25 protein-coding genes are annotated in these 23517 nt (G+C 41.2%); 22 read left to right on the top strand and 3 right to left on the bottom strand.

Going from position 1 to position 23517, the window contains the following annotated elements; translation table 11 throughout:
• Window positions 1–66 precede the first annotated feature (66 nt).
• The 20 genes from MTT29_RS05070 to MTT29_RS04975 all read left to right on the top strand — a co-directional run bounded on the left by MTT29_RS05070 (window position 67) and on the right by MTT29_RS04975 (window position 16776).
• Entirely contained in the window at window positions 67–660 is a 594-nt protein-coding gene (locus tag MTT29_RS05070) for a LemA family protein (RefSeq protein ID WP_103598401.1), read from the top strand.
• Entirely contained in the window at window positions 660–1517 is an 858-nt protein-coding gene (locus MTT29_RS05065) for a TPM domain-containing protein (RefSeq protein WP_103598400.1), read from the top strand. Before MTT29_RS05070 ends, MTT29_RS05065 begins: the two co-directional genes overlap by 1 nt.
• Window positions 1518–2454: 937 nt before the next feature.
• Window positions 2455–3138 carry a sulfate ABC transporter ATP-binding protein gene (locus tag MTT29_RS05060; protein ID WP_429799961.1) on the top strand — a complete coding sequence of 228 codons (684 nt, stop codon included), beginning with the start codon at window positions 2455–2457 and terminating at the stop codon, window positions 3136–3138.
• A complete protein-coding gene (locus MTT29_RS05055) occupies window positions 3119–3640 on the top strand; it encodes a 4'-phosphopantetheinyl transferase family protein (RefSeq protein ID WP_429799960.1) in 522 nt (173 codons plus the stop codon). Before MTT29_RS05060 ends, MTT29_RS05055 begins: the two co-directional genes overlap by 20 nt.
• Window positions 3641–3665: 25 nt before the next feature.
• Complete coding sequence (locus MTT29_RS05050; protein ID WP_258030467.1) at window positions 3666–4043, top strand: hypothetical protein; 378 nt, start codon at window positions 3666–3668, stop codon at window positions 4041–4043.
• Window positions 4030–5196: a beta-ketoacyl synthase N-terminal-like domain-containing protein gene (locus MTT29_RS05045; RefSeq protein ID WP_429799959.1), complete on the top strand. Its 1167-nt coding sequence runs from the start codon at window positions 4030–4032 to the stop codon at window positions 5194–5196. The genes MTT29_RS05050 and MTT29_RS05045 overlap by 14 nt, the downstream gene beginning before the upstream one ends.
• Window positions 5193–5636: a thioester dehydrase gene (locus MTT29_RS05040; protein WP_429799958.1), complete on the top strand. Its 444-nt coding sequence runs from the start codon at window positions 5193–5195 to the stop codon at window positions 5634–5636. Before MTT29_RS05045 ends, MTT29_RS05040 begins: the two co-directional genes overlap by 4 nt.
• Complete coding sequence (fabG, locus tag MTT29_RS05035) at window positions 5629–6348, top strand: 3-oxoacyl-ACP reductase FabG (RefSeq protein ID WP_429799957.1); 720 nt, start codon at window positions 5629–5631, stop codon at window positions 6346–6348. Before MTT29_RS05040 ends, fabG begins: the two co-directional genes overlap by 8 nt.
• Entirely contained in the window at window positions 6348–7601 is a 1254-nt protein-coding gene (locus MTT29_RS05030) for a beta-ketoacyl-ACP synthase (protein WP_429799956.1), read from the top strand. Before fabG ends, MTT29_RS05030 begins: the two co-directional genes overlap by 1 nt.
• Window positions 7602–7613: 12 nt before the next feature.
• Window positions 7614–8030 carry an excinuclease ABC subunit A gene (locus tag MTT29_RS05025; protein WP_103589961.1) on the top strand — a complete coding sequence of 139 codons (417 nt, stop codon included), beginning with the start codon at window positions 7614–7616 and terminating at the stop codon, window positions 8028–8030.
• The gene (locus MTT29_RS05020) at window positions 8030–8698 is read left to right on the top strand and encodes a beta-ketoacyl synthase chain length factor (RefSeq protein WP_429799955.1); all 669 of its coding nucleotides are present in this window, start codon (window positions 8030–8032) and stop codon (window positions 8696–8698) included. Before MTT29_RS05025 ends, MTT29_RS05020 begins: the two co-directional genes overlap by 1 nt.
• Window positions 8688–9434: a lysophospholipid acyltransferase family protein gene (locus MTT29_RS05015; RefSeq protein ID WP_429799954.1), complete on the top strand. Its 747-nt coding sequence runs from the start codon at window positions 8688–8690 to the stop codon at window positions 9432–9434. The genes MTT29_RS05020 and MTT29_RS05015 overlap by 11 nt, the downstream gene beginning before the upstream one ends.
• The gene (locus MTT29_RS05010; protein WP_012140381.1) at window positions 9418–9675 is read left to right on the top strand and encodes a phosphopantetheine-binding protein; all 258 of its coding nucleotides are present in this window, start codon (window positions 9418–9420) and stop codon (window positions 9673–9675) included. The genes MTT29_RS05015 and MTT29_RS05010 overlap by 17 nt, the downstream gene beginning before the upstream one ends.
• A 2-nt stretch (window positions 9676–9677) precedes the next feature.
• Window positions 9678–9923 carry an acyl carrier protein gene (locus MTT29_RS05005; protein ID WP_012140380.1) on the top strand — a complete coding sequence of 82 codons (246 nt, stop codon included), beginning with the start codon at window positions 9678–9680 and terminating at the stop codon, window positions 9921–9923.
• The gene (locus MTT29_RS05000) at window positions 9913–10458 is read left to right on the top strand and encodes a DNA gyrase subunit B (protein ID WP_429799953.1); all 546 of its coding nucleotides are present in this window, start codon (window positions 9913–9915) and stop codon (window positions 10456–10458) included. The genes MTT29_RS05005 and MTT29_RS05000 overlap by 11 nt, the downstream gene beginning before the upstream one ends.
• A complete protein-coding gene (locus MTT29_RS04995) occupies window positions 10448–12004 on the top strand; it encodes an AMP-binding protein (protein ID WP_429799952.1) in 1557 nt (518 codons plus the stop codon). The genes MTT29_RS05000 and MTT29_RS04995 overlap by 11 nt, the downstream gene beginning before the upstream one ends.
• Entirely contained in the window at window positions 12001–13611 is a 1611-nt protein-coding gene (locus MTT29_RS04990; protein ID WP_429799951.1) for a glycosyltransferase family 2 protein, read from the top strand. The genes MTT29_RS04995 and MTT29_RS04990 overlap by 4 nt, the downstream gene beginning before the upstream one ends.
• A complete protein-coding gene (locus MTT29_RS04985; protein ID WP_103616407.1) occupies window positions 13608–14036 on the top strand; it encodes an acyl-CoA thioesterase in 429 nt (142 codons plus the stop codon). The genes MTT29_RS04990 and MTT29_RS04985 overlap by 4 nt, the downstream gene beginning before the upstream one ends.
• The gene (locus MTT29_RS04980) at window positions 14033–14551 is read left to right on the top strand and encodes a LolA family protein (RefSeq protein WP_012140375.1); all 519 of its coding nucleotides are present in this window, start codon (window positions 14033–14035) and stop codon (window positions 14549–14551) included. Before MTT29_RS04985 ends, MTT29_RS04980 begins: the two co-directional genes overlap by 4 nt.
• Entirely contained in the window at window positions 14548–16776 is a 2229-nt protein-coding gene (locus tag MTT29_RS04975) for a hypothetical protein (RefSeq protein WP_429799950.1), read from the top strand. The genes MTT29_RS04980 and MTT29_RS04975 overlap by 4 nt, the downstream gene beginning before the upstream one ends.
• 50 nt (window positions 16777–16826) lie before the next feature.
• On the opposite strand, the gene MTT29_RS04970 is transcribed toward MTT29_RS04975, so the two are convergent.
• The 3 genes from MTT29_RS04970 to MTT29_RS04960 form a co-directional block, all read right to left on the bottom strand.
• Window positions 16827–17648, bottom strand: a complete 822-nt coding sequence (locus MTT29_RS04970) for a pectate lyase family protein (protein ID WP_429799949.1) — start codon at window positions 17646–17648, stop codon at window positions 16827–16829.
• The gene (locus MTT29_RS04965; protein ID WP_429799948.1) at window positions 17630–17875 is read right to left on the bottom strand and encodes a hypothetical protein; all 246 of its coding nucleotides are present in this window, start codon (window positions 17873–17875) and stop codon (window positions 17630–17632) included. Before MTT29_RS04965 ends, MTT29_RS04970 begins: the two co-directional genes overlap by 19 nt.
• Window positions 17876–18108: 233 nt before the next feature.
• Complete coding sequence (locus MTT29_RS04960) at window positions 18109–19206, bottom strand: CinA family protein (RefSeq protein ID WP_429799947.1); 1098 nt, start codon at window positions 19204–19206, stop codon at window positions 18109–18111.
• Between the two features lie 95 nt (window positions 19207–19301).
• On the opposite strand from MTT29_RS04960, the gene ileS reads away from it, so the two are divergent.
• Both ileS and gatA read left to right on the top strand, forming a co-directional pair.
• A complete protein-coding gene (ileS, locus tag MTT29_RS04955) occupies window positions 19302–22058 on the top strand; it encodes an isoleucine--tRNA ligase (RefSeq protein WP_429799946.1) in 2757 nt (918 codons plus the stop codon).
• A 99-nt stretch (window positions 22059–22157) separates the two neighbouring features.
• A complete protein-coding gene (gatA, locus tag MTT29_RS04950) occupies window positions 22158–23516 on the top strand; it encodes an Asp-tRNA(Asn)/Glu-tRNA(Gln) amidotransferase subunit GatA (RefSeq protein WP_429799945.1) in 1359 nt (452 codons plus the stop codon).
• Window position 23517 lies beyond the last annotated feature (1 nt).

The raw sequence follows: 23517 nt of genomic DNA, 5'->3' as shown, positions 1-23517 counted from the left end.
TAACCTCAATTCACATCATTTTTTAAGCCTTATTTTACTAATATCACCCCTTTTAAAGGAGAAAATATGAAAAATTTAATAGCCATAGTTGTGGTCATAGCAGCACTTGTTTTTGGCGCTTTCAAATACGCAAATTCATTTGTCGTGCTTGATGAAAACACCAACGAGAAGTGGTCTCAGGTGCTAAATCAATACAAAAGAAGAGCCGATCTCGTGCCAAATTTAGTTGAAACCGTAAAAGGCTACGCAGCCCACGAGCAAAAGGTCTTTGAAGACGTGGCAAATGCAAGAAGCAAGAGCATGCAAGTAAGCATCGACGCTAGCAGCCTTAGTGACGAGGCAAAGGTTAAAGAATTTATGGCAGCTCAAGGTCAGCTAGGCTCCGCACTTGGCAGGCTAATGGCAGTTAGCGAGAGCTACCCAGAGCTAAAAGCAAATCAAAATTTCCTCTCACTCCAAAGCCAGCTTGAAGGCACAGAAAACCGCATAAGCGTAGCAAGACGCGACTACATCGAGGCTGTAAAAGAGTACAACGTAGCTCTTAGAAGCTTTCCTGGTAAATTTATAGTAGGCATTTTCTACCCAGAGATGAAGCCAAAGCAAGGCATCGAGGTTAGCAGCGAAGATATGAAAAACCCAAAAGTTTCGTTTGAGAAGTGATGAAAAAAGCTCTTGCTCTTTTGCTCTTTGCATTTTGCTTTTGTTTTGCTCTAAATTTCAATGAGCAGATCAACGATGAGGCTCATATTTTTTCACAAAATGAAAGAGATGAGCTTCTAAATTTAGTGCAAAATTTCGAGCAAAATAGCACCACGCAAATCGCCATAGTGACTTTAAATTCGCTTGAAAGCAGGAGCATTGAAGAGCTGTCTCTTGAGATTGCTAGAGGCTACAAACTAGGTCAAAAAGAAGATAGCAACGGCGTGCTTTTGGTGGTCGCTCCAAACGAGAAAAAGGTCCGCATCGAGGTTGGATACGGACTTGAAGGTGTGCTAACTGACGCCGTGGCAAGCGAGATCATAAATAGCGTGATGATACCTGAGTTTAAAAATGGCAAGATGAGCGAAGGCGTGAAAGAGGGCATTTTAGCGATCATAAAAGTGGCTAGTGGCGAGGAATTTAGTAGTAAATCCGGCCTTAGCGACTTGCCTTTTGGCGTGTTTGCCTTTTTTGCTGGCATGCTCTCTTGTTTTGCCTCTGTGATCTTTGGCAAATTTTTTATGCGAACTGGCTTTAGCACGTGCTTTGCTGGACTTGTATCAACCGCACTTGAGCAGGGATTTGGCGTGCAAAACTATTTTATCATCTTTGGCGCTTTTGCCTTTATCTTTGCGGTATTTTTCTTTATTTTAAAAGATGTTTTTAAGAGAAATAGCCAAGGTGGCTCTTTGCCAATGGGCTTTAGACGCGATAATTCAGGCTCAAATGGAGGTGGCGGTCGCTCAAATGGCAGAGGAGGCGGCTTTAGTGGCGGCGGCGGTGGTTTTGGCGGCGGCGGAGCCAGCGGCAGCTGGTAAAATTTGCCTGCCTTAGAAGTAAATTTATTATTTTGCAAATTTTAAAATTTGCTAGAGTTTTAGACTGCATGCGGCGCAAAGCGCTATCGTATGCCACCTCTAACGTTGTCGGGGTTAGGGGATTGTTAAGGGGGAAGGGAGCTCTTTTGCTTCGCAAGCTCGCAACTGCAAGCAGAGCGTAATTCAAGTCCCCTTGTCTCCTTTTCGAATAAAAGAGTTTTTAAATTTAAGGTCTGTATTTTTAAAAATAGAAATTTATTATTTTTCAAATTTTAAAATTCCATTCACTCGCAAGAATTGACTACTAAAATTTGGCTTCGCTTACAGCTTAGCTCAAATTTTAGAGCCGAAATTACTCGCTCATGAAATTTTAAAATTTGCTAGAAATTTCTTAAAAATAAACCGCATGCAGTGCGAAGCACTGAAGCATGCACCTCTAACGTCGTCGGAGTTAGGGGATCGTTAAGGGGGAAGAGAGCGACTTCGTAATTCAAGCCTCTTCCCCCTTAACAAAGAAAACAAACATTTAAATTTGATTAGATTGCTTTGCAAATTTTAAAACTTTACTCGCTTGCCTTAGTAACTTACTAAATTTAGGGCTTATAACTATTCGCCACTAAATTTAGAAGCGTGATATGCTCGCTCATAAATTTTAAAATTTGCTGAAAATTTATCTGATGACAAACCGCATGTGGCACGATAGTGCTATCGCATGCACTTCTAACGTGCGAGGGGATTGAGGGATTTTAAAAGGGGGATAAGGGGACGGCTTTGCTTCGCAAGCTCGCAACTGCAAGCAGACCGTAACTCGAGCCCCCTTGTCTCCCTTTTTGGATAAAAAATTTATAAACCAAGAAGTTATTTCATATATTTTAGACCCAGCATTTGCATATAAAAGCTAAATTTCTTAAAATATGCCAAAAAATTAGGAGCAAAAATGCTATCAGGCGAGCTACTTAAAAGCCATTTTGCTAAATTTGATCTAGTGGAAATGCTTAGTGGGTTTTTGGAGCAAAGTCATTTTGACAAAGAAAAATTGAAAGCACTCAGGCGAGATGGCTTTAAAAGCTTAGATAAGAGCCAAAGAGAGGAGCTTCTTGAAATAGCAGGTTTTAAGGCGTATCTTGATGCAAAATTTCAGGGCTTTTTGCGTGAGCTGATGCAAAGCAAGATCCTCGTTGTAAGTGGCGCGGAGTATAAATTTAGCGAGCTTGAAATTTACACCTGCTTTGATGCAAACACCTACAAAAGATCGTGCGAGGCTGGTGAAATTTACTTTCACAACTTTGGTTTTGACATCTCTTTTAAGAGTGAGCCAGCGCTTTATGGCGGCATCTTGGTAAGAAGTTTAAAGCCGTTAAAAGAGCGAAATTTCATCTTTGGACCAAGAAAATGCGCCCTTTTCATTTTAAATGCAAAAGTTAAAAATTTAAACTTTGATCTAAAAGAGGCTGATTTTAGAGATGATGAGGTCGCTTTTATGCCAAGGATTAGATCGTTTAAAGATGAGATCGAGCTTAAAAATGATGCTTTAAGGGCGGTTAGTGGCGAGTTTAAAGAGGCGCTTAAAAGCGCAAAAGAGTATAAAAAAAGAGTGGAAAATGCCTATAAAAAGGGGTGAAATTTATCTTTTTGTCGGTTTTGAGGCTGAGAAATTTAGCTCCAAGATGCTTTCTAGAAAAGAGTGCAGGAGACTAAAAAGATATCCAAATTTAGCAAATTCAAACTCATTTAAACTTTCTCGCTATTTAAAATTTAAAGCAAAAAAACGGGGTAAAATTTGCCTCTCTCACAAAGAAAATATCGCCGTTTTGGCTATCTCAAAAGAAAAAGTTGGCGTTGATGTGGAGGAGCTAAAAGAGCGAAATTTTGACGGAGTGATCAAATTTTGCTTTAACAAAAAAGAGAGCGAAATTTACGCAAATGCCAAAGACAAAATACAAAAATTTTATGAAATTTACACCGCAAAAGAGGCTGTTATAAAAGCCAAAAATTTAGCCTTTAGCGACCTTACTAGCGCTAAATTTGATGAAATGGATAGAAGATACTTGATTATTAATAATCTATTTATCATTTGCCTTGCATTTAAGCATTGCAAAGATATAATTGTTAAATTTTTATGATTTTAGAACACTAAAAAGGTAAAAAGTGCTTGTAAAAAAGATAGCTATGATCCTTGCGGTAACGCTTCTAGCTCTTGGCTGTGCTAAGAAATTTGATGCGCCAAAGCTGGCGGATTTTAGCTTAAAGGCATTTGAGGTTAGTTCATCAAAAGGGCCGCTAATGCTCTATGTGCAAAATAGCGAAAATGAGTATAAATTTAGCCTTGTAAATGCACTTGGAGCACCAGAAGCTAGGCGAGTTTTAAAGGACGGCACGTTTGCAAATTTGGGCTTCCTGCCGCCAAATAGCGCCTACAATGAGCTTTTTATCAAGGTGCTTGAGATGATAAAAGATGAAAAAAATGAGCAAAAATTTATGATAGATGATCAAATTTATGAGGTAAAAAGCGTTGATATACGTTAGCAAACCAGCCATTATCAGCGCCGCAGGCAGTAGTAGTGATGAGAATTTAAGCTCGCTTTTAAGTGGCAAGAGATTTTTAGCTAAAAGCTGTGAATTTCACCCACAAAATGAGTTTTTGGTGGGTAAATTTAGTGGTGAGTTGCCAGAGTTTGCTAGCAGCACAAAAGAGCACTTCAAAACTCGCACCAACGCCTTACTTCTTAGCACGATGCTTGAGATTGATGAGGAGATAAAAAGAGCGATCAAAAAATATGGCAAAAGCCGTGTGGGAGTAGTTCTTGGCACTACAACAAGCGGCGTTGAGGAGAATTTCGAGCCATTTAAAGGCTATATCGCGACTGGATTTTTTGATAAAAGCAGGTTTGGCATAAACAGAAACTGCCTTGCAAATGTGGCCGAGTTTGTGAGTGACTTTTACGAGCTTAGCGGCCCAAGCTACTGCGTATCGACTGCGTGTACTTCAGGCGTTAAAGCAATCATAGAAGCAAAAAGGCTAATTGAAAGTGAGCTTTGTGATGTGGTCATCTGTGGCGGCGTCGATAGCCTAAATACGCTTACGATAAATGGCTTTAACTCACTTAGTATCCTAAGTAGCGCGCCAAGTCAGGCCTTTTCTAAAAACAGAGAGGGGATAAATATCGGCGAGGGTGCTGGGCTATTTTTGCTAAGCCGTGATGAAATTTCAAACGTCGTAGTCGCTAGCTCAGCCTCAAACTGCGACGCTTTTCACATGACGCAGCCTGATTTTAGCGCAAAAATGGCGGTAAAGTGCATAGAGGGTGCGCTAAAAAGAGCCAGCATGAGCTGCGTGGACTATGTAAATTTACATGGCACCGGCACGCAGGCAAATGACAAAATGGAGGCAAAAGCTGTAAATTTAACGCTTGGTGCCACCTTTGCAAGCACGCTAAAGCCGCAGATCGGTCACACTCTTGGGGCTGCTGGAGCAATAGAAAGCGCCATTTGCGTTATGCTTTGCATGGAGGAAAATAGCACCTTGCCACCACACGTCTATGACGGCGAGTATGATGAGAGCTTGGAGGCTATAAATTTAGTAAAAAGCGGCACGAAATTTGACGTAAAAACAGCGATGTCGCTATCTTTTGCCTTTGGCGGAGATAACGCCGCGATAATATTTAAAAGAGTGAGATGATGATAAGTGATTATTTGCCGCACAGCAGCGCCATAACCCTGATCGATGAAATTTTAGAATTTATCCCTTGCGAGAGCATAAAGGTAAGAAGCGTGATAAATGAGCAAAACCCCTTTTTAGAAGATGGTAAATTTATGACGCAAAAGGCGATAGAGATGATGGCTCAAAGTCTTGGGATTTACGACTCAAAGATGCGTGAGCTAAGGGGTGAGAAGGCGATATTTGGCTTTTTGCTTGGCAGTAGAAAATTTGAAATTTTTAGGCCATATTTTAATGTGGGCGATGAGATAGTGATCATTTCAAAGTGCTCGATCCAAGATGAGAGTGGATTTGGCGTTTATGACAGCGAGCTTTTTGTAAATGGCGAGCTTAGCGCAAGGGCGGTTTTAAACGTGATGAGCCCTGATGAAGAATTTGTAAAAAAGGCACTTAGTGAGTAAGAGAGTATTGATAACTGGATCAAGTAGAGGCATAGGAGCTAGCATCGCTAGGCGCCTTGCTGACGAGTACGAAGTGGTGCTTCATGCAAGAAGTAAGAGCGATGAGCTTTTAAAGATGGCTAGTGAGCTTGGGGCTAAATTTATGACATTTGACGTGGCTGACACTGCTGCGGCTAAAGAGGCCATAGAGGCTGATATGGAGGCAAATGGCGTCTATTACGGCGTTATTTTAAACGCTGGCATAACAAGAGACAACACCTTTGTAGGGCTAAGTGATGAAGAGTGGTTTGACGTGATAGATGTAAATTTAAATGGCTTTTATAACGTCCTAAGGCCAGCGCTAATGCCTATGATAAGGGCTAGAAAGCCAGCTAGGATAGTGACGCTAAGCTCTGTTTCAGGGGTCATTGGCAACAGAGGTCAGGTGAATTACTCAGCTAGCAAGGCAGGCATCATAGGAGCTAGCAAAGCCCTTGCAGTCGAGCTTGCCAGTAGGGGCATAACAGTAAACTGCGTGGCACCTGGGCTTATAAAGACAGATATGAGTGAAGAAATTTTAAATAGCGATTTTTTAGATGAGGTGCTAAAGGCCATACCTGCAAAAAGAGCTGGCGAGGCAGATGAGGTGGCAGGACTTGTTAAATTTTTACTAAGTGGCGAGGCTAGCTACATCACAAGGCAGGTTATCGGCGTAAATGGAGGACTTTGCTAATGCGTGTATTTGTCACAGGTATCGGTGCAGTCAGTGCTTTTGGCAACAGCTGGGATGAGATGAGGGCTAAATTTCTTGCAGGCAAAAATGCCGTGAGATATATGAGCGAGTGGGAGAGCTATAAAGAGCTAAACACACGCCTAGCAGCTCCTATCATAGACTACAAACACCCACAGGAGTGGGACAGAAAGCAGCTAAGAAGCCTTGGTAAGGTCTCAACTTATAGCGTACACGCGGCTGGACTTGCTTTAAAAGACGCTGGCTTGCTAAATGGCGAAGGCTTGCAGGCTGCAAATTTAGACCCAAGCGTGCAAGATGGCAGGATGGGCGTGGCGAGTGGCTCAAGCACTGGTAGCACGGACTCTATACTTGACATGGCAAAGCTAGTTTTGGACATGGATAGCGGCTTTAACGCAAATACCTACATAAAAATGATGCCTCACACCACAGCGGCAAATATCGCGCTATTTTACTCACTAAAAGGGCGTATCATCCCTACATCTTCGGCATGTACGAGCGGCTCACACGCCATTGGCTATGCGTACGAGAGCATAAAAAGTGGCAGCATAGATATGATGCTAGCTGGTGGGGCTGAGGAGCTTTGTGTGAGCGAGGCGTACGTCTTTGATAAGCTCTACGCGACTAGTGTCAAAAACCACGCGCCAAATTTGACACCAACGCCGTTTGAAAAAGATAGAGATGGCTTGGTGCTTGGCGAGGGAGCTGGATTTTTAGTGCTTGAAAGCGAAGAGAGCGCCTTAAAAAGAGGAGCTAAAATTTACGCTGAGGTCGTTGGCTTTGGCTCAACGTGTGACGGCACGCACATCACTAGACCACAAAGTGCTACGATGAAAGCAGCGATGAGCCTAGCACTCCGCGCGGCAAAACTAGAGCCAAAGAGCATAGGCTACGTAAATGCCCACGCCACCGCGACAAAACATGGCGATATAGCTGAAAGTATCGCTACAAACGAGCTTTTCGGAGAGGGCATCGCCATTAGCTCGCTTAAGAGCTATCTTGGTCACACGCTTGGCGCTTGTGGCGGGCTGGAGGCGATCGCAACTATCATGATGATGAGAGAAGAGCTATTTTTCCCAACTATAAATTTAAAAGTAACTGATCCTGAGTGTGCAAAGCTAAACTACTTAAAGGAGCCAACGCCGATAAAGACGGACTTTGTGATGAGTAACAACTTTGCATTTGGCGGTGTAAATACATCTTTGATATTTAAAAGAGTAGATAACAAATTTTAAAAAGGATAGAAAATGAAAAGATTAGTTTCATTAGTTGCCGTTTTGGCATTTGCCTCAAGCCTTAGCGCAAGAGACGACGTGAAGTACCACTCGCTGGACTTCCTAAAAGGCCCAAAGGCTAAAGAATTTTTGCTACCAAACGTTAGCGTTAGCTTTGGCACAGGCTACACAGGCAACATAATCGTTAAAGACCTAACGTCAAACAAAAAGACAAATGGCTTTAACAAAAGTGACGAAGAGGCTTGCCAGATCGCGCTTCTCTCTGCTCTAAAGTCATTTCAAGAAAGAGCGGTGAAAGAGGGCGGCACGAAGGTTGTAAATTTGACTGGATATTACAAAAAACAGCCATTTAACTCTAAAACTCAGTTTCAGTGCGGCAGCGGTTCTTTGATGTCTGGTGTCACACTAAGAGGCGACATCGCGAAATAATGAAATTTCAAGTTGATTTTTATGACGCTATAGCTTATGGTGAGATCAGCGAGGATCTAGCTAGATACAAAAAAGAATTTGATCTAGCAAAGATCCCGCCCATGCAAAGAAGAAGGCTAAGTAGTGCCGCAAAGTGCGCTTTTAGCCTGCTTAGTAGTTTTGAGAGCATCGATATGCCAGTCATTTTTAGCTCTTATGAGGGCGAGATAAATCGCTGTTTTGAGCTAGAAACTACACTTGCAAAGGCTGAGCCAGTATCGCCAACGTCGTTTTCGCTCTCTGTGCATAACGCTATCTCGTCGCTTCTTAGCATCGAAGCTAAAAATCACAATGAAATTCTAGCCATCTCATCATTTAGCCCAGTCGAAGACGCATTGCAAGCTGCGTTTTTAAGGCTAAATGACGGATATGAAAAGGTGCTCATACTTGCCTATCATGAGTCGATATCGCAGAGCTATTTTGATGAGAAAAAGCCATCATTTATGCTAGCGCTTGTCGTCTCAAAGGCAAAAGACAAGAGAGTTTTAACTCTAAAAAGAGTGGAAAAAGAAGAAGAAATTTCAGAAAATTTACTACAAAGCTTCATCGTAAATTTTGACCCAAATTTGGCAAAAACGTGGCAAAGTAGCAGTCATTTCGTGTCTTGGAATTTTAGCTATGAGCCTTAAAATTTTAAGAGCTGGATTTTTATTTTTCTTTTTTGCGCTAATTTGCATAAGCGGCGATCTTTTGCTGGTGCCAGTCGTGCTTTTGGGGCTAAATAAATTTAAATTTATGCAAAATTTATGCCGAGATCTAGTTAGAGTTTCTTGGGGATTTTTTATAAAAGTTACTAAAATTTGTGGGTATCTGGACTATAAATTTGAGCTTACAAAGCTAAATGGCGGCTCAAATTTAGTCATCGCAAACCACCCTTCGCTGCTTGATGTGGTCTTTTTGGTCTCAAAATTTAAAAGGATAAACTGCATCGTAAAGGGCGAGCTTGGCAAAAATATATTTTTATTTGCGGCTATTAGGGCGTGCAACTACATACCAAACACAAATAACGAGGAATTTTTACAAAAAAGCGTAGATGTTTTAAAAAGCGGCGAAAATTTGCTCATTTTCCCAGAGGGCACGCGCACGAAAGATGAGATCATCTTTCATAAAGCGGCCGCATACATGGGTATAAAAGGCGCGTCTAACGTGGTTTGCGTTGGTATAAATATGGCTCCAAGAAGCCTTAGAAAAAATGAGCCATGGTACAAAACGCCAGATGAAAAGATAAAGTACGTCTTTAAAGAGCTAAAGAAATTTGAAGTTGGTGAGTTTTTAAAAGATAGGCCAAGCCCCGTAAGGGCGAGGGCGCTACACGAAGAGATAAGTAAAATTTATAAGGAGGAATTTAGTGAAAGAACTAGTTAATGAGATAAAAGAGCTGATCATCACAAGCTTAAATTTAGAGGATATGAAGCCAAGCGATATCGACGAAAACGCACCACTTTTTAGCGAGGGGCTCGGGCTTGACAGCGTCGATGCACTAGAGCTTGGGCTAGCTGTGCAGAAAAAATATGGCCTCGTGCTTGACTCAAAGACAGCAAATTTAAAAGAGATATTCTTTAGCGTATCTTCTCTTGCAAAATACATTTACGAAAATAGGAAATAACAATGAGCGAAGTAGAAATTTTTGAAATTTTAAAAAAGGCTTTGATTGAGCTTTTTGAGATAGATGAGAGCAAGATAAAGCCTGAAACTAGGATATATGAGGACTTGCAGATAGATAGCATAGATGCTATTGATATGATTGATTACATCAAGCGCCAAACTGGTTATAGACTGATGCCAGAGGACTTTAAAAACGTAAAAACGCTTGATGATATCGTAAAAGCCGTAGCAAAGAAATTTGAAGCATAAGATAGTAAAAATAGCGCTAGTTTTAGCAAGTATCGCCTACCCTTTGGTGCTATTTTTTTGGCAAAAGGGTGCACCTCTTATATTTTGCGTGCTATGCGCTCTTTGGCTGGCTAGGGCTTATTTTGAAAGCGGTAAAACAAGGCAGGTTTGCTTAGCGGCTGGGCTATTTTTTGCGGTTTGCGCTATTTTTAGAAGTGTAAATTTGGCGCTTTTATACCCAAGTATCGTAAGTCTTGGCTTTTTGGCGGTATTTTTTTACAGCTTAAAGGGCGAGGCAGTCATAACAAGGCTTGCTAGGCTAAAAGAGAAAAACATAGATAAAAAGGTCGTTAGCTACACAAGAGGACTAACTAAAATTTGGTGCTGGTTTTTCGTTTTTAACGCAGTTCTCGCCTTTGTTTTGGCGCAGTGTGAGGATAAAATTTACTGGAGCATTTACTGCTCATTTGTATCTTATATCTTGATGGGAGTTTTGTTTTTTGGCGAAATTTTATATCGTAAAATTTTTATTTTAAAGAGGGAAAATGGATTTTAAAAAGAGCCTAAAGGCATTTAAATTTGTGGACATTAGCAAGGATCTTTACGAGTATGCGACTACTTTTGGGGCAAATTTAAAAGAGAAAAATTTAAGCGAGATAGAAATTTATTTAAGCCAGAGCTTTGACTTTTGCGCCGCTTTTTTTGGAGCACTTGGGGTTGGTGTAAAACCTATCTTGCTTGCAAAGCCGATATATAGCGGGGATAAATTTGTCATTAATGATGAAAATTTTGGTGATTTTTTAGACTTTAGTAAGAGCATGGAGCTAAAATTTGATCAAAATTCTACATTTTTCCTTCAGACCTCAGGCTCGAGTGGAGCTAGTAAAAATATCCAAAAAAGCCTTGGCGCGATGATAGATGAGGGGTTATTTTTAAAAGATGAGCTTGGATTTGGCGAGGGTGATAAATTTTTTGCTAGCGTCTCGCACCAGCATATGTTTGGCCTTACATTTAAAGTCTTTTTACCTCTCATCTCTGGCGCAAAAGCCGTTAGCAAGGAGCTAAACTACCCAGAAGCGATCTTTGAGCTAGACCTTACAAATTTAAGCTTTGTGACAAGCCCAGTCCTGCTTCAAACGCTAGTTTCTAGCCCAAGAGCAGCTGAAATTTCAGGGCTAAAAAATATCATCTGTGCAGGCTCGGCACTAAAGAGCGAGCTAAGAGCAAAGATAGAAAGCTTAAGCAGCGCTAGGATAATTGAAATTTATGGCAGCACCGAAACTGGCATAGTTGCTAGAAATTTAGGCGATGAGCTTTTGCTTTTTAGCAAGGTAAAGGCCGCTTTAAACGAGGACGAGGCGTTAAATGTGAGCTCGCCTTGGTGCGAGTTTTTTCAAACTAGTGACTGGGCGCAGATAGATGGCAGCAGGCTCACGCTAAAAGGCAGGATCGATAGGATCGTTAAGCTAAATGACAAAAGGGTCAATCTAATAAGTATCGAAAATAAAATGTTTGAAAGCGGGCTTATAAAAGACTGCTACTGCGACACGCATCCTAAATTTAAGCGTCTAGCTGCACTTTTGGAGCTTAGCGACGAGGGAGTTAGGCTCTTTAGAGATAGCGGTAAAAAGGGCGTTGTAGCAAGGCTAAATGAGCTTTTAAGGCCTGAGTTTAAAAATAGCGTGAGATATTTTAAGATCGTTAGCTCGCTTTGTAAAAACGCTCAGGGCAAGTTTTTAAAGGCAAATTTTAAGCTGCTTTTAGAAAAAAACGAGGAGCTTTCTTGGGATAAAAGTAGCGAAGAGGGCATTTATAAATTTAAGACAAAGCTTAGCCCAGCACTTGGCATTTTTATGGAGCATTTTCCAAATTTACCGCTTTTGCCTGGCTTCGTGCAGCTTGATTTTGTATTTAAATTTGCAAGGGAGCTTGGCGCAGAAATAGGCGATCAATGCGTGGTGGAGAATTTGAAATTTTTAAAATTTGTAAGGCCAAATGACGAGCTTTGTATAGAAATTTCGCAAAGAGATGAAAAGGTATATTTTGAGATATTTTGTAACGGCGCTAGAAGTGCTGTTGGCAGGATAAAGCTGGGCTTATGAAGACGCTCTTTCTCATACCATTTTACAACCATCCAGAAAAGATAAAAGCCCTTTGTGAGGCGCTTGCGAGATATAATCTGCCTATTTTAATAGTCGATGATGGCTCAGATGAAGCTTCAAAAAAAGCTTTGCAAAATTTGAGCGAATTTGGTGTAGAAATTTTAACTAGAGCGCAAAATGGCGGCAAGGGAGCTGCGCTAAAAGATGGCTTTAGGCACGCTTTGCAAAATGGCTACACGCATGCATTTCAGATCGACGCTGACTTTCAGCACGACATAAGCGAGGTATCGGAGTTTTTAGAACTTAGCAAAAGATATCCAAATGATCTAATCATGGCTGATCCAATATACGGCGAAGACGCGCCAAAGTCGAGGTTTTATGGCAGAAAGATCACAAATTTTTGGGTCAAGATCAACACTTTAAATTTTGACATCAAAGACGCGATGTGTGGCTTTAGAATTTATCCTCTAAAAGAGCTTGAGAGTGTGACCTCTAAAAGTAGCTCAAATAGGATGGAATTTGACATGGAGATCTTGGTAAATGCCATAAGATCTGGCGTAGAGATCAAGTGGATAGCGCTAAAAGTGAGCTACGAAGTTGGCGGCGTTTCGCACTTTAAAATGCTAAAAGATAACGCGCTAATAAGCCTCATGCATGCAAGATATTTTTTTACTTTAGTGCCATTTTTGCTTGGCAAAGCCTTTAAAGGACAAAAATATGCATGGTGGCAAAAGGGCGAGAGATCGAACGAATTTTTTCTTAGAGTTAGTCTATTTTTAACTAGAAATTTGCCTATATTTCTCATAAAACCTATCGTTATCATCGTCGTTTGCTTTTACTATCTCTTTTCAAAAGTTGAGAGAGAAAATATAAGAGAATTTCTTTTAAATGTAGAGAAATTTAGCGGTAAAAAGCCGACTACTGGCGTTTTTAGCAACTTTTATGACTTTGGCATAGCAATATGTGATAAATTTCGCATTTGGCAAAATGGTGTGCTTGAAAGCGAGCTAGAGCTTAGTAAATTTAACAGCATCAAAGATGAGTTTGAAGCTTCAAAGCGTGGTAGGATCGTGCTTACAAGCCATCTTGGAAATGTAGAAATTTGCAAGGCACTCTCGCTTAGATCGCCAAATTTTCGCATGATCATCTTGGTTTATAGCAAGGGTAGTGAGAATTTTTATAAAATTTTAGAGCAGATCAGCAAGGGACAGATCAGGCTAATAAGCGTTGAAAAGCTTGATGCAGCCGCGATGATGCAGCTAAAAGAGGCGGTTGAAGATGGCGTAAATATCGGCATAATGGGCGATAGGACGCCGCTTAATGGAGATAAATTTATAAGGCTTAGCTTTCTTGGCAAGGAGGCTAAATTTAACTACGGCCCATACCTGCTAGCTGGCATTTTGGGGGTAAAGATGAGTGCGCTTTGGTGCATAAAAAAGGGCGATAAATTTGACATAGAGCTAAGTGATATCGCTGATGAGATAAAGCTTAGCAGAGACCGCAAGGCAAGCGTCCTGCCATACGTGCAAAGCTATGTAAGGCAGCTTGAAGAAAAAGCGTGCAAGAACCCATCGCAGTGGTTTAACTTTTTTGATTTTTGGAGATGAGAGTGGAAATTTCACACGTTAGCACATTTAAAGTGGCGTTTTTTGACGTTGATAGCATGGAGGTGATGTGGCATGGCAACTACGTCAAGTACCTAGAAATGGCGCGTTGCGAGCTGCTTGATAAGCTAGGATACAACTACATCGCTATGAAAAAAGATGGTTACGCCTTTCCTATCGTAAAGCTTGACGTAAAGTACGTGCGTCCAGCCTTTTTTAACGACATTATAAAGGTCACGACGACGCTTAGCGAGTGCGAAACGTTTTTAAAATTTCACTACCTTATAGAAAATGAAAAGGGCGAAAAACTAAGTGAGGCAAATACCGCCCAAGCTGTCATCGAGATGAAGAGCTTGCAAACTTGCTTTGAGATGCCAGAAGCCCTAAAAAAGGCGCTTAAAGCCTACAATGAAAAGGAGAAAAGATGAGAAAAATAGCTCTTTTTTTAGCCATTTTTATATCTTGCTTTGGCTACGAGCTGGGTGAGCTTAAAAATATAGTAAAAACAGATGGAGTAAGCGGAAATTTCACGCAGACAAAGAGTCTGGCTGGCTTTAACAAAAGCATAAAAAGCTCTGGCGAGTTTAAGCTAGAAAAGGGCGGTCTTTACTGGGATACGCTAGAGCCAGTCGTCTCAAAGGTTTTTATAAATAAAGATGGCATTTTTAAAAACGAAAATGGCAAGCTTGAAAAGACGAGCGCAAATTTTGATGAAAAGCTCTTTCTTGCTATCATCAGCCTTGATGAGAGTGAGCTTAGGAAAGAATTTGACATAAAGACAAGCGGCAGCCTAAAAGAGTGGAGCATAGAGCTAAGCCCTAAAAATTTACTCTTTAAACAAATTTTTAAATCCATAAAGATAAGTGGCGACAAGGCGGTAAAAAAGATCGAGCTTGACGAGGTAAGCGGCGATAAAACGATAAATGAGTTTAGTATAAAATGAAAAAACTAGCCACGATCTTGGCTTTTATCTTTGTTTTTTTAGCCTCGCTTGGATATTCGCTTGCGAGCCTAAAAAACGTCCAAACTGACATCTTTTCGCTGATAAATTTCAAAGACGCCAAAGAGGCAAAGGTGCTAAAAGAGGTGCAAGATGAGATGGCGTCAAATTTTTTGGTACTTGTAAATTCCAAAGAGCTAGCCAAAAACGTGCAAAGCTTGGCGCTTAAAAGCTCGCTTTTTAAGAGCTTTGAGGCGAACATCGACGTAAATTTAAACGATATCAAAAGTGACATCAACCGCTCAAAGATCGCGCTTTTAAGTAGGGGTGATTTAGAGCTTTTAAAAAACGATAAAAACGCCTTTTTCAAAAAGCGCGCAGAAGAAATTTTTAACAGCTTTAGCTTTAGGCTTTTAAATGTAAATGATGATTTTTTCTCGCTAAGTAGTGGCTTTAGCGCAAAAAATGGCAATGTAAGCTTAAATTTAGCAGATCTCATGCTTGAGGTAAAGGACGGCAAAAAGAGCTTTTTCTTGCTAAAAGGCGAGCTAAAAAAGGGAGCTTCGAGCGAGGGGCTAATAAATTTTTATAACGAGCTAAATGCGCTAAAAGTTGGGCAAAATGAGCTTTTTGTGCATTCAAGTGCGCTTTATCAGGCATTTTCAAAGCAAAAAAACGAGAGCGAGAGCCTTTATATGAGCGTGGTCTCACTTAGTTTGACCGCTATATTTTTGATGCTTGCTTTTAGAAATTTGCGAATTTTTTATGTGATATTTATCGCTGCATTTGGCTTTAGCGTGGCATTTGCAGGCACTTTGCTCTGCCTAAATGAGCTAAATATCCTTACTATTTTAATAAGCACGAGCCTCATTGGCCTCATGTTTGACTACGTCTTGCACTGGCTTAGCAAAAACGAGGGTGAAGCGATCAGGGCTAGCAGCATAAAAAATATGCTAAAAATTTTCTTACTAGGCCTATTTATCACGCTTAGTGGCTATCTGGCTTTTACTTTTTCTGATCTTAGGCTACTTAAAGAGGTGGCGCTCTTTTCGGCATTTGCGCTAGTTGCTGCGTTTTTAGCTAGCTACTTTTTCATGCCTTTGGTCTTTGAAGGGGTGAAATTTTATAGATCAAAGGTTTTTGATGCGTTTTTAACTAAATTTTGCAAGCTCTCAGACATGGCTGCAAGGCATTTGGGGCTTAAATTTCTAGCTATCTCACTTATTTTGCTAGCTATTTTTCTTGGTTTTGATCTTAAAAATTTATCAAAAAGCGAAAACGTAAAAGACTACTCAAATATGCCAAAGAGCCTGCTAGCGGACTCTTCTTATATCTTAAGCCTAACTGGCAACAACCAAAACACGATGATCGTGACAAGATCAAGAGGTGACATTTTGGGAGGTGAAAAGAGCCTTTTAGATGAGCTAAAAAAGAGAAATTTGATAAAAGATGAGAGCTCGCTTAGCGATATGTTTTTAAGTAAAAGCGAGCAGAATGAGCTAAAAGAGGCCTTTAAAAAGGCGCTTGATGATGAGCAAATTTACGCGATTTATGAGAAATTTGGCTTTAGCAAAGATGAAGTGCGAAGTGAAATTTTAAAGGTTTTGAGCAAAAAAGAGCTTAGCGCGAATGAAATTTTAGCTCTAAAATCGATGAAGGATTTTAAGAAATTTATGCTTGATGAAAATGCAAGTGTGGCTTACGTGAGCGGCTTTGTAAAAGGGGCGGCAAGTGATGAGGTGCTAGAGCGCCACAACGCTTTTAGTCTAAATTTCGCTAGCTCGCTAAATGAGAGTCTGACGCAGGCAAAAGAGCTTGCACTAAAGCTAAAAATAGCAGCGCTTGTGGTCGCGTTTTTACTGCTGTGGTTTTATTTTAGTGCGCTTATCTCGGCGCTTGTCATGGGCATCATCATCTTTGGCGTGCTTCTTACGCTCTTTATATTTGCCATTTTTGGCGTAAATTTAAGCATTTTTGGTGTCTTTGGGCTCATCCTTGCAAGCGCTGTTGGGATTGATTACATGATATTTGCGCTAAATGAGAGCCTTAGCGAAAAAGAGCGAATTTATGGGATATTTTGCGCATTTATCACGAGTTTTATCTCGTTTTTTACCCTCTCTTTTAGTCAGACCGCCGCTCTTAGCGTCTTTGGACTAAGTGTTAGCCTTTGTGTGCTGATATATGGGCTATGTGCTAGCGTCTTATCTTGTAAAAATATAAAAATTTAGCTTTGTTTTCACGCCCCAAGCGTTTTGGCTAGCTCGGGGCTTTGGTGATATTATTTTATGACGGCTAGTTTGCCTGTGCCAGCGTTTTGATTTACCTCGTTTTGGACGCTTAAAGCTTCGAGGAGCTCAAATTTATATGGAGGCTCAAATGGCGGCTTGGTTAGCTTTTCGCAAACGCTGCCTTTTTTAGAAAGGTCTATGTTACCGCTTTCAAAAATGGTGCCTTTGTTACATTTGTAGCTTATCTTGACGCCATTTGTAAAGTAGTTATTTTGAGCGTATATTAGCGAGCCAAAGCGCACGCCAATGGCGTATTTTTGGTCATAAAAGCCATCTTTTGAGTCGTAAAAGTTGTTATAAACGTGCACCTTTGCATTACGTGCCATAGGTAGGCGTTGCGCGCAGTTGTCAAAAATGTTGTGAGCGACAGTTATAGTCCTAGTTTCGCTGCTGCCGTCATAGTCTCTTGAGTCTATTAGTATCGTTTTGTCGTGGTTTTCAAAGATGTTGTGCGAGATCGTTATAGCCGCGCTATCCCCCTTGATGTCGCATAGTCCGTCGTAGGTTTGCCATTTTGTAAGCTCCCCGCCTGCTAAATTCACATGACTAAGCTCCACTGTGTCCTTAAAATGGCAGTGATCTACCCAGATGTTTTTGCTTGACTCTATGCTAACGCCGTCATATTGCGCATTAAAGCCATCATTTTTTTGTACATCTGGAAATGGATCAAAAGCATCTAGGATATTCATGTTGCGGATCGCGATATTTTGGACATTTTTTAGCAAAAGTGAGCCACCTTTTATGCCTGAGTTTTCGCCTAGGCCGATTACCTTGGTATTGCTAGCTACCGGCACTACGATGAGCTTTTCCATTCGTTGGCTAAATTTTTGCGAAGCGCTGCTAGCTTTGGATCTTGCGAACCATCTAAAAATGCACGGCACGAAGCGCCGTAAGCCTGCATAAATTTGGTATAAGTGTCAAACTCGCCACCGCTAATCTCACTTATAAATTTATCCAGCCCATCGCTATTGCCATTTTGCGGGATCTTGCCTTCGCTAAGGTATATGAAGTCATCTGTGTGGATAATGTAGCTACCCATTTTGGCGTATTTATCAAGTTCTGGGCGACTTGCTTGCTGTTGTATCTACCAAAATTTGGCTCTGCACTCAAAGCTTTTATCTCAGCTGACGTCGCACAACATGCAAATAACGCACTAATGGCGAGTAACAATATCTTTTTAAATATCTTTAGCCTCTTAAATTTGGCTTTTTATTTTTAATATTTTACTGCGAATGTCGTCGTTAAATTTAGTGCAATTTAAAAAGATAAAATTTAAGCGAAAAATATCTCACTTTTTAGGCGAAGTAAGCATAGATAGGCACTTAGCACGCTTTGCTCTCTAACGTAGTTACGCTCCCCTTTTAAAAGAAGTCTCTCGACCTCGATGTTGCCATTTCTATCGCCAGCTGCGACATATACCGTACCAACTGGCTTGCTAGCTGTGCCCCCGCCAGGTCCTGCGATACCGCTAATGGCAAGCGCAAAGTTTGCATTTGTAGTGCTTAGAGTGCCTTTTACCATAGCTTTTACGCAAGGCTCGCTCACAGCTCCGTAAGTATCTAAAATTTCATCCTCAACGCCCAGCCACTCGTGCTTTATGTGATTTGCGTAGGTTACTAATGAGCCATCAAAGCTAGCCGAGACGCCTCCATATCTTGCAAATTTCGCCGCCGCAAGCCCAGCCGTGCAAGACTCGGCAAATGAAATTTTAAGCCCCTTTCGCATGAGTCTATTTGCTACAAATTTGATCACATCTTTTTGCGGGATAAATTTTTGTGAAAATAGCGTTTTTACACCTTGTAAAAAGCTCTCGATCTGGCCAAATTTATTACTTTTTGCTCTTACTAGTATCAAATTTGGCAGGATCTGCGCAAGGGTGATATCGACCTCATAAGTTTTAGCAAGTGGCAGCATAAGGATCTTAGCGCTATCTGCGTCGATGTCTATTAGATGAAAGTAGCTAAAATCAGGCTCATACTCAGTTAGAAACTCTCCTAGCTCTTCATTTGGATTAGCTTTTATGAGATTTATCTGAGCGTTATTTAGGCTAGCTAAAAAGCTATTTTTTGAGTAGTCTAAGCTATCTTTAAGTGCAAGTGTCGTGCTATCTTTTAGCTCAAGCGAGCCTCCTGTTAGCGTCGCCACGATCTTTGCGGCGATGGCAAAATTTTCATCCGAGCCAAAAATACTTACAAAGTCGTAATCTTTTGATAAATTTTCGATGATAAAAGGTAGCTCTTTGCTATTTTTTGGAGCAAAACTGACAACTCCAAGCTCGCCAAAATGATCCTCGTAACTTTGAAAAATGTAGTTTAGAAATTCTCTATTTATCTCAAGATCTTCGCCTATTATCAAGATACTTTGTCTCATTTTTAAGCTCCTTTTTTTGCCTCATTATACTATTTTTCAGTGTGATTTAACCAGCACAGGTGTAAAATTAGCAAATTTTAAAATCAAGGTAAAAAATGGACTACAAAGAGACACTTTTACTCCCAGAGACAAATTTCCCGATGCGCGGAAATCTCCCACAAAATGAACCACAAAGACTAAAATCATGGTACGAAGAGCGCAAGGTTTATGAAAAAATGAAGAAAAACCGCCAAAATGCGGTTAAAAACTTCAATATCCACGACGGCCCTCCGTATGCAAACGGACACCTACACATCGGCCACGCGTTAAATAAAATTTTAAAAGATATCATTACAAAAACGCACTATTTTTACGGCGAAAACGTCCGCTACGTGCCAGGCTGGGACTGCCACGGCTTGCCTATCGAGCAGCAAGTCGAAGTTAAGCTTGGTGACAAGAAAAAAGAACTTAGTAAGGTCGAGATCAGGGAGTTTTGCAGACAGCACGCGAGAGAATTTATAGACATTCAAAGAAATGAATTTAAAAGCCTTGGCATCATCGGCGACTTTGAAAATCCATACATGACGATGAAATTTGAGTTTGAGGCTGACATCTACAAAGCGCTTTGCGATATCGCTAAAAAGGGGCTTTTAGTAGAGAGAAGCAAGCCAGTTTATTGGAGCTGGGCGGCTAGATCAGCGCTAGCTGAAGCTGAGGTCGAGTACGAGGAAAAAGAGGACTATTCTATTTATGTAGCCTTTGAGCTTGATAGCGACGCGCTAGAAAAGCTTGGCGAAAAAGAGGCAAGCGCTGTCATCTGGACGACTACGCCTTGGACACTTCCGGCAAATCAAGCTATAAGCCTAAATCCAGAGGAAATTTACGTCCTAACAGCTGAAAATTTGATCTTTGCAAAGCCTCTGCTTGAGAGTATCGTAGAGAGCGGTCTAAGCAAGGGCGAAGTCAAAAAAGAGTTTAAGGCAAGCCTACTTGAAAACACTCACGCACTAAATCCGCTAAATGGCAGAAAGTCTCAATTTTTACTAGGCGACCACGTCATGATGGATGGGGGTACTGGACTTGTTCATACAGCTCCAGGTCACGGCGAAGACGACTACTACGTATGTTTGAAGTATGGCTTTAGTGAAATTTTGATGCCAGTTGATGATGGTGGCTGCTACGATGAGAGCATAAAACATCACGGACTGTTTAGAAGTGACGTGGTAGATGAGTTTGTCGGTATGCACATCTTTAAAGCAAATGAGAAAATTTTAGAGCTACTTGGCAAAAATTTACTTAGCGTCTCTAAATTTAGACACTCTTATCCTTTCTGCTGGAGAACGCACAAGCCTGTTATCTATAGAGCTACAAAGCAGTGGTTTATAGCTATGGACGAGGCAAAACTAGGTGGCAAAACGCTTAGGCAAACAGCGCTAAAAGAGCTTGAAAAGGTTAAATTCTACCCAAGCGTTGGCATAAAAAGAATAGGCTCTATGATAGAAAATCGCCCAGACTGGTGTATCTCTCGTCAGCGTGACTGGGGCGTGCCGATCGCGTTTTTCAGGGACAAAGCGACAAAAGAAGTTATATTTGATAGTGAAATTTTAGACCACATCGCAGGCATCTTTAAAGAAAAAGGCGCTGATGCGTGGTGGGCGCTAAGTGTTGATGAGCTTTTACCAAAAGGCTCAAAATACAAAGCTGAAAATTTAGAAAAAGTGATGGATATCCTTGACGTATGGTTTGATAGTGGCTCGACGTGGCATGCGGTCTTGCAAAGCGACAACTACGACGCTGGCAAATACCCTGCAAGCATGTATTTAGAGGGCTCAGACCAGCACCGCGGCTGGTTTCAAAGCTCGCTTTTAGTAAGCACAGCTGTAAATTCTAACGCACCTTATGGGAGCATACTAACTCACGGCTTTACTGTCGATGCCAAGGGCGAGAAGATGAGTAAAAGTAAGGGCAACGTCATCGCTCCACAAGACGTAGCTAAGACCCACGGCGTGGAAATTTTACGCCTTTGGGTTGGTATGAGTGATTATTCAAGTGATCTAAAAATAAGCGAAGATATATTAAAACAAATCAGCGAGCAATACCGCAAAATCCGCAACACTATACGCTTTTTACTAGCAAACGTAAATGATCTTGAGAGCCTAAATACAGAGTTTAACATCCTTGATAAATGGATATTAGCGCGCGCTAAAAAGGTCTTTGACGATGCGAGCGCTTGCTTTAAAAACTACGACTTTTCAAAGGGCTTTAACATCCTTTTAAATTTCCTTTCAGCCGATCTTAGCGGCGTATATCTTGACGTTTGTAAAGATAGGCTTTACTGCGACGCAAAAGACGCCCCAAGAAGAAGATCAGCTCAAAGTGCGATGGCGATCATCACAAAGGCACTTTTACCACTCATCGCTCCAACGCTTACTTACACCGTTGATGAGGTGATGGACTATGCTCCAAATATCATCAAAGGCGAGGCAAAAGACGCGTTTGATCTAGTCTATGAGCCAATTAAATTTGACCTTAGCTTTGAAGATGAGCTGCTTTTTGCCAGCAGAGAGAAATTTAACGAGATCGTGGATGTTCTTAAGAAGGACAAAAAGATAAAATCAACCCTAGAGCTAAGCCTAGAGACCACAAACCACAACATCACAGGCTACGACGAGCGCGAAGTGGCTGATCTTTACATGGTAAGTTCAGTTAGAGCTTATGATGATAGCGAGCCATTAGCTGAGTTTGAGCTAGAGGGTGATAAATTTAAGATCATAGCAAGCAACCTTCACAAATGCCCAAGATGCTGGAAATTTAACGCTAGCAAAGAAGATGCGCTATGCCCAAGATGTGAAGAGGTCATAAGTGCTAAGTGAGCCAGTAAGCGCAACTATCATAGTCGCAACGATCGCTGCGGTGGTCGTTGTTAGCTTGTTTGGCATATTTTTGGTTAATAAATTTAAAGGATAAAAATAGTGGTAACTTTAAAAGAAGCTTTGAAATTTTCAGCTGAAGAGATAAAAAATTTAAGAGCCGAGCTTGAGGCAAAGATCATAAAAGAAAAAGAGCTTGGCGCTTATGTCGAGCAGCTAGCAAATTTAGAGATCGCAAAACTAGGCGAGGGCGTGCCTATCGCTATAAAAGACAACATCCAAGTAAAAGGCTGGAATGTAACAAGTGCCTCAAAAATTTTACAAGGCTACGTAGCACCTTATAACGCAACTGTCATCGAAAAGCTACTTGGTAAAAATTTAGCTCCATTTGGTCGTACAAATATGGACGAATTTGCGATGGGAAGCACGACTGAGAGCTCATTTTACGGCAAAACACTAAACCCACTAAATCACGCTCACGTTCCAGGTGGCAGTAGCGGCGGCTCAGCAGCAGCAGTCGCAGCTGGTCTTGCAGTCGCAGCACTTGGTAGCGATACTGGTGGCTCGATCCGCCAGCCAGCGGCATTTTGCGGATGTGTGGGCTTTAAGCCAACCTACGGCAGAGTGAGCAGATACGGCCTTGGCGCATACTCAAGCAGCCTTGATCAGATAGGACCTATCGCTCAAAACGTAGAAGACGCTGCCATTTTATATGACGCTATCGCTGGACACGACCCAAAAGATAGCACGAGCGCAGATGTGCCATTTGTGAGCATTAGCGACAAGATAGATGGCAACAAAAAACTAAAAATTTGCGTCATCAAAAACTACGTCGAAAACGCAAGCGAGCAGACAAAAGTCGCTTTAAATTTAGCTATTGAAAAGCTAAAATCACACGGCCACAGCGTAACTTATACAAATTTTGAAGACTCAAAATATGACGTTGCTGCCTACTACATCATCGCAACCGCAGAGGCAAGTGCAAATTTAAGCCGCTACGATGGCGTGAGATATGGCAGACGCGCAGATGCTAGAAATTTAAAAGAACTATATGTAAATTCGCGCTCAGAGGGCTTTGGCGAAGAGGTAAAAAGAAGAATTTTGCTTGGTACATTTGTGCTAAGTAGCGGATACTACGACGCTTACTACATCAAAGCTCAAAAAGCAAGAGCGCATATAAAAGCTCAATATGAGAAAATTTTAGAAGAAAATGACCTTATCTTCATGCCAGTTGCTCCAAGCACAGCTTATAAATTTGGAGCACACAGCGATCCGCTTCAAGCCTATCTAAGCGATATCTATACGATCAGCGTAAATTTAGCAGGCCTACCAGCTATCTCTGTGCCAGTTGGCAAAGATGATCAAAATTTGAACGTGAGCGCCCAGCTCATCGCAAAAGCGTGGGACGAACAGACCTTGATAAATGGTGCTAAGAGCCTAGAAAATTTAATAAAAGGATAAA

It is taken from the genome of Campylobacter concisus, from assembly GCF_050447485.1.
Classification (GTDB): domain Bacteria; phylum Campylobacterota; class Campylobacteria; order Campylobacterales; family Campylobacteraceae; genus Campylobacter_A; species Campylobacter_A concisus_BQ.
This window is presented reverse-complemented; position numbering and strand designations above follow the sequence as displayed.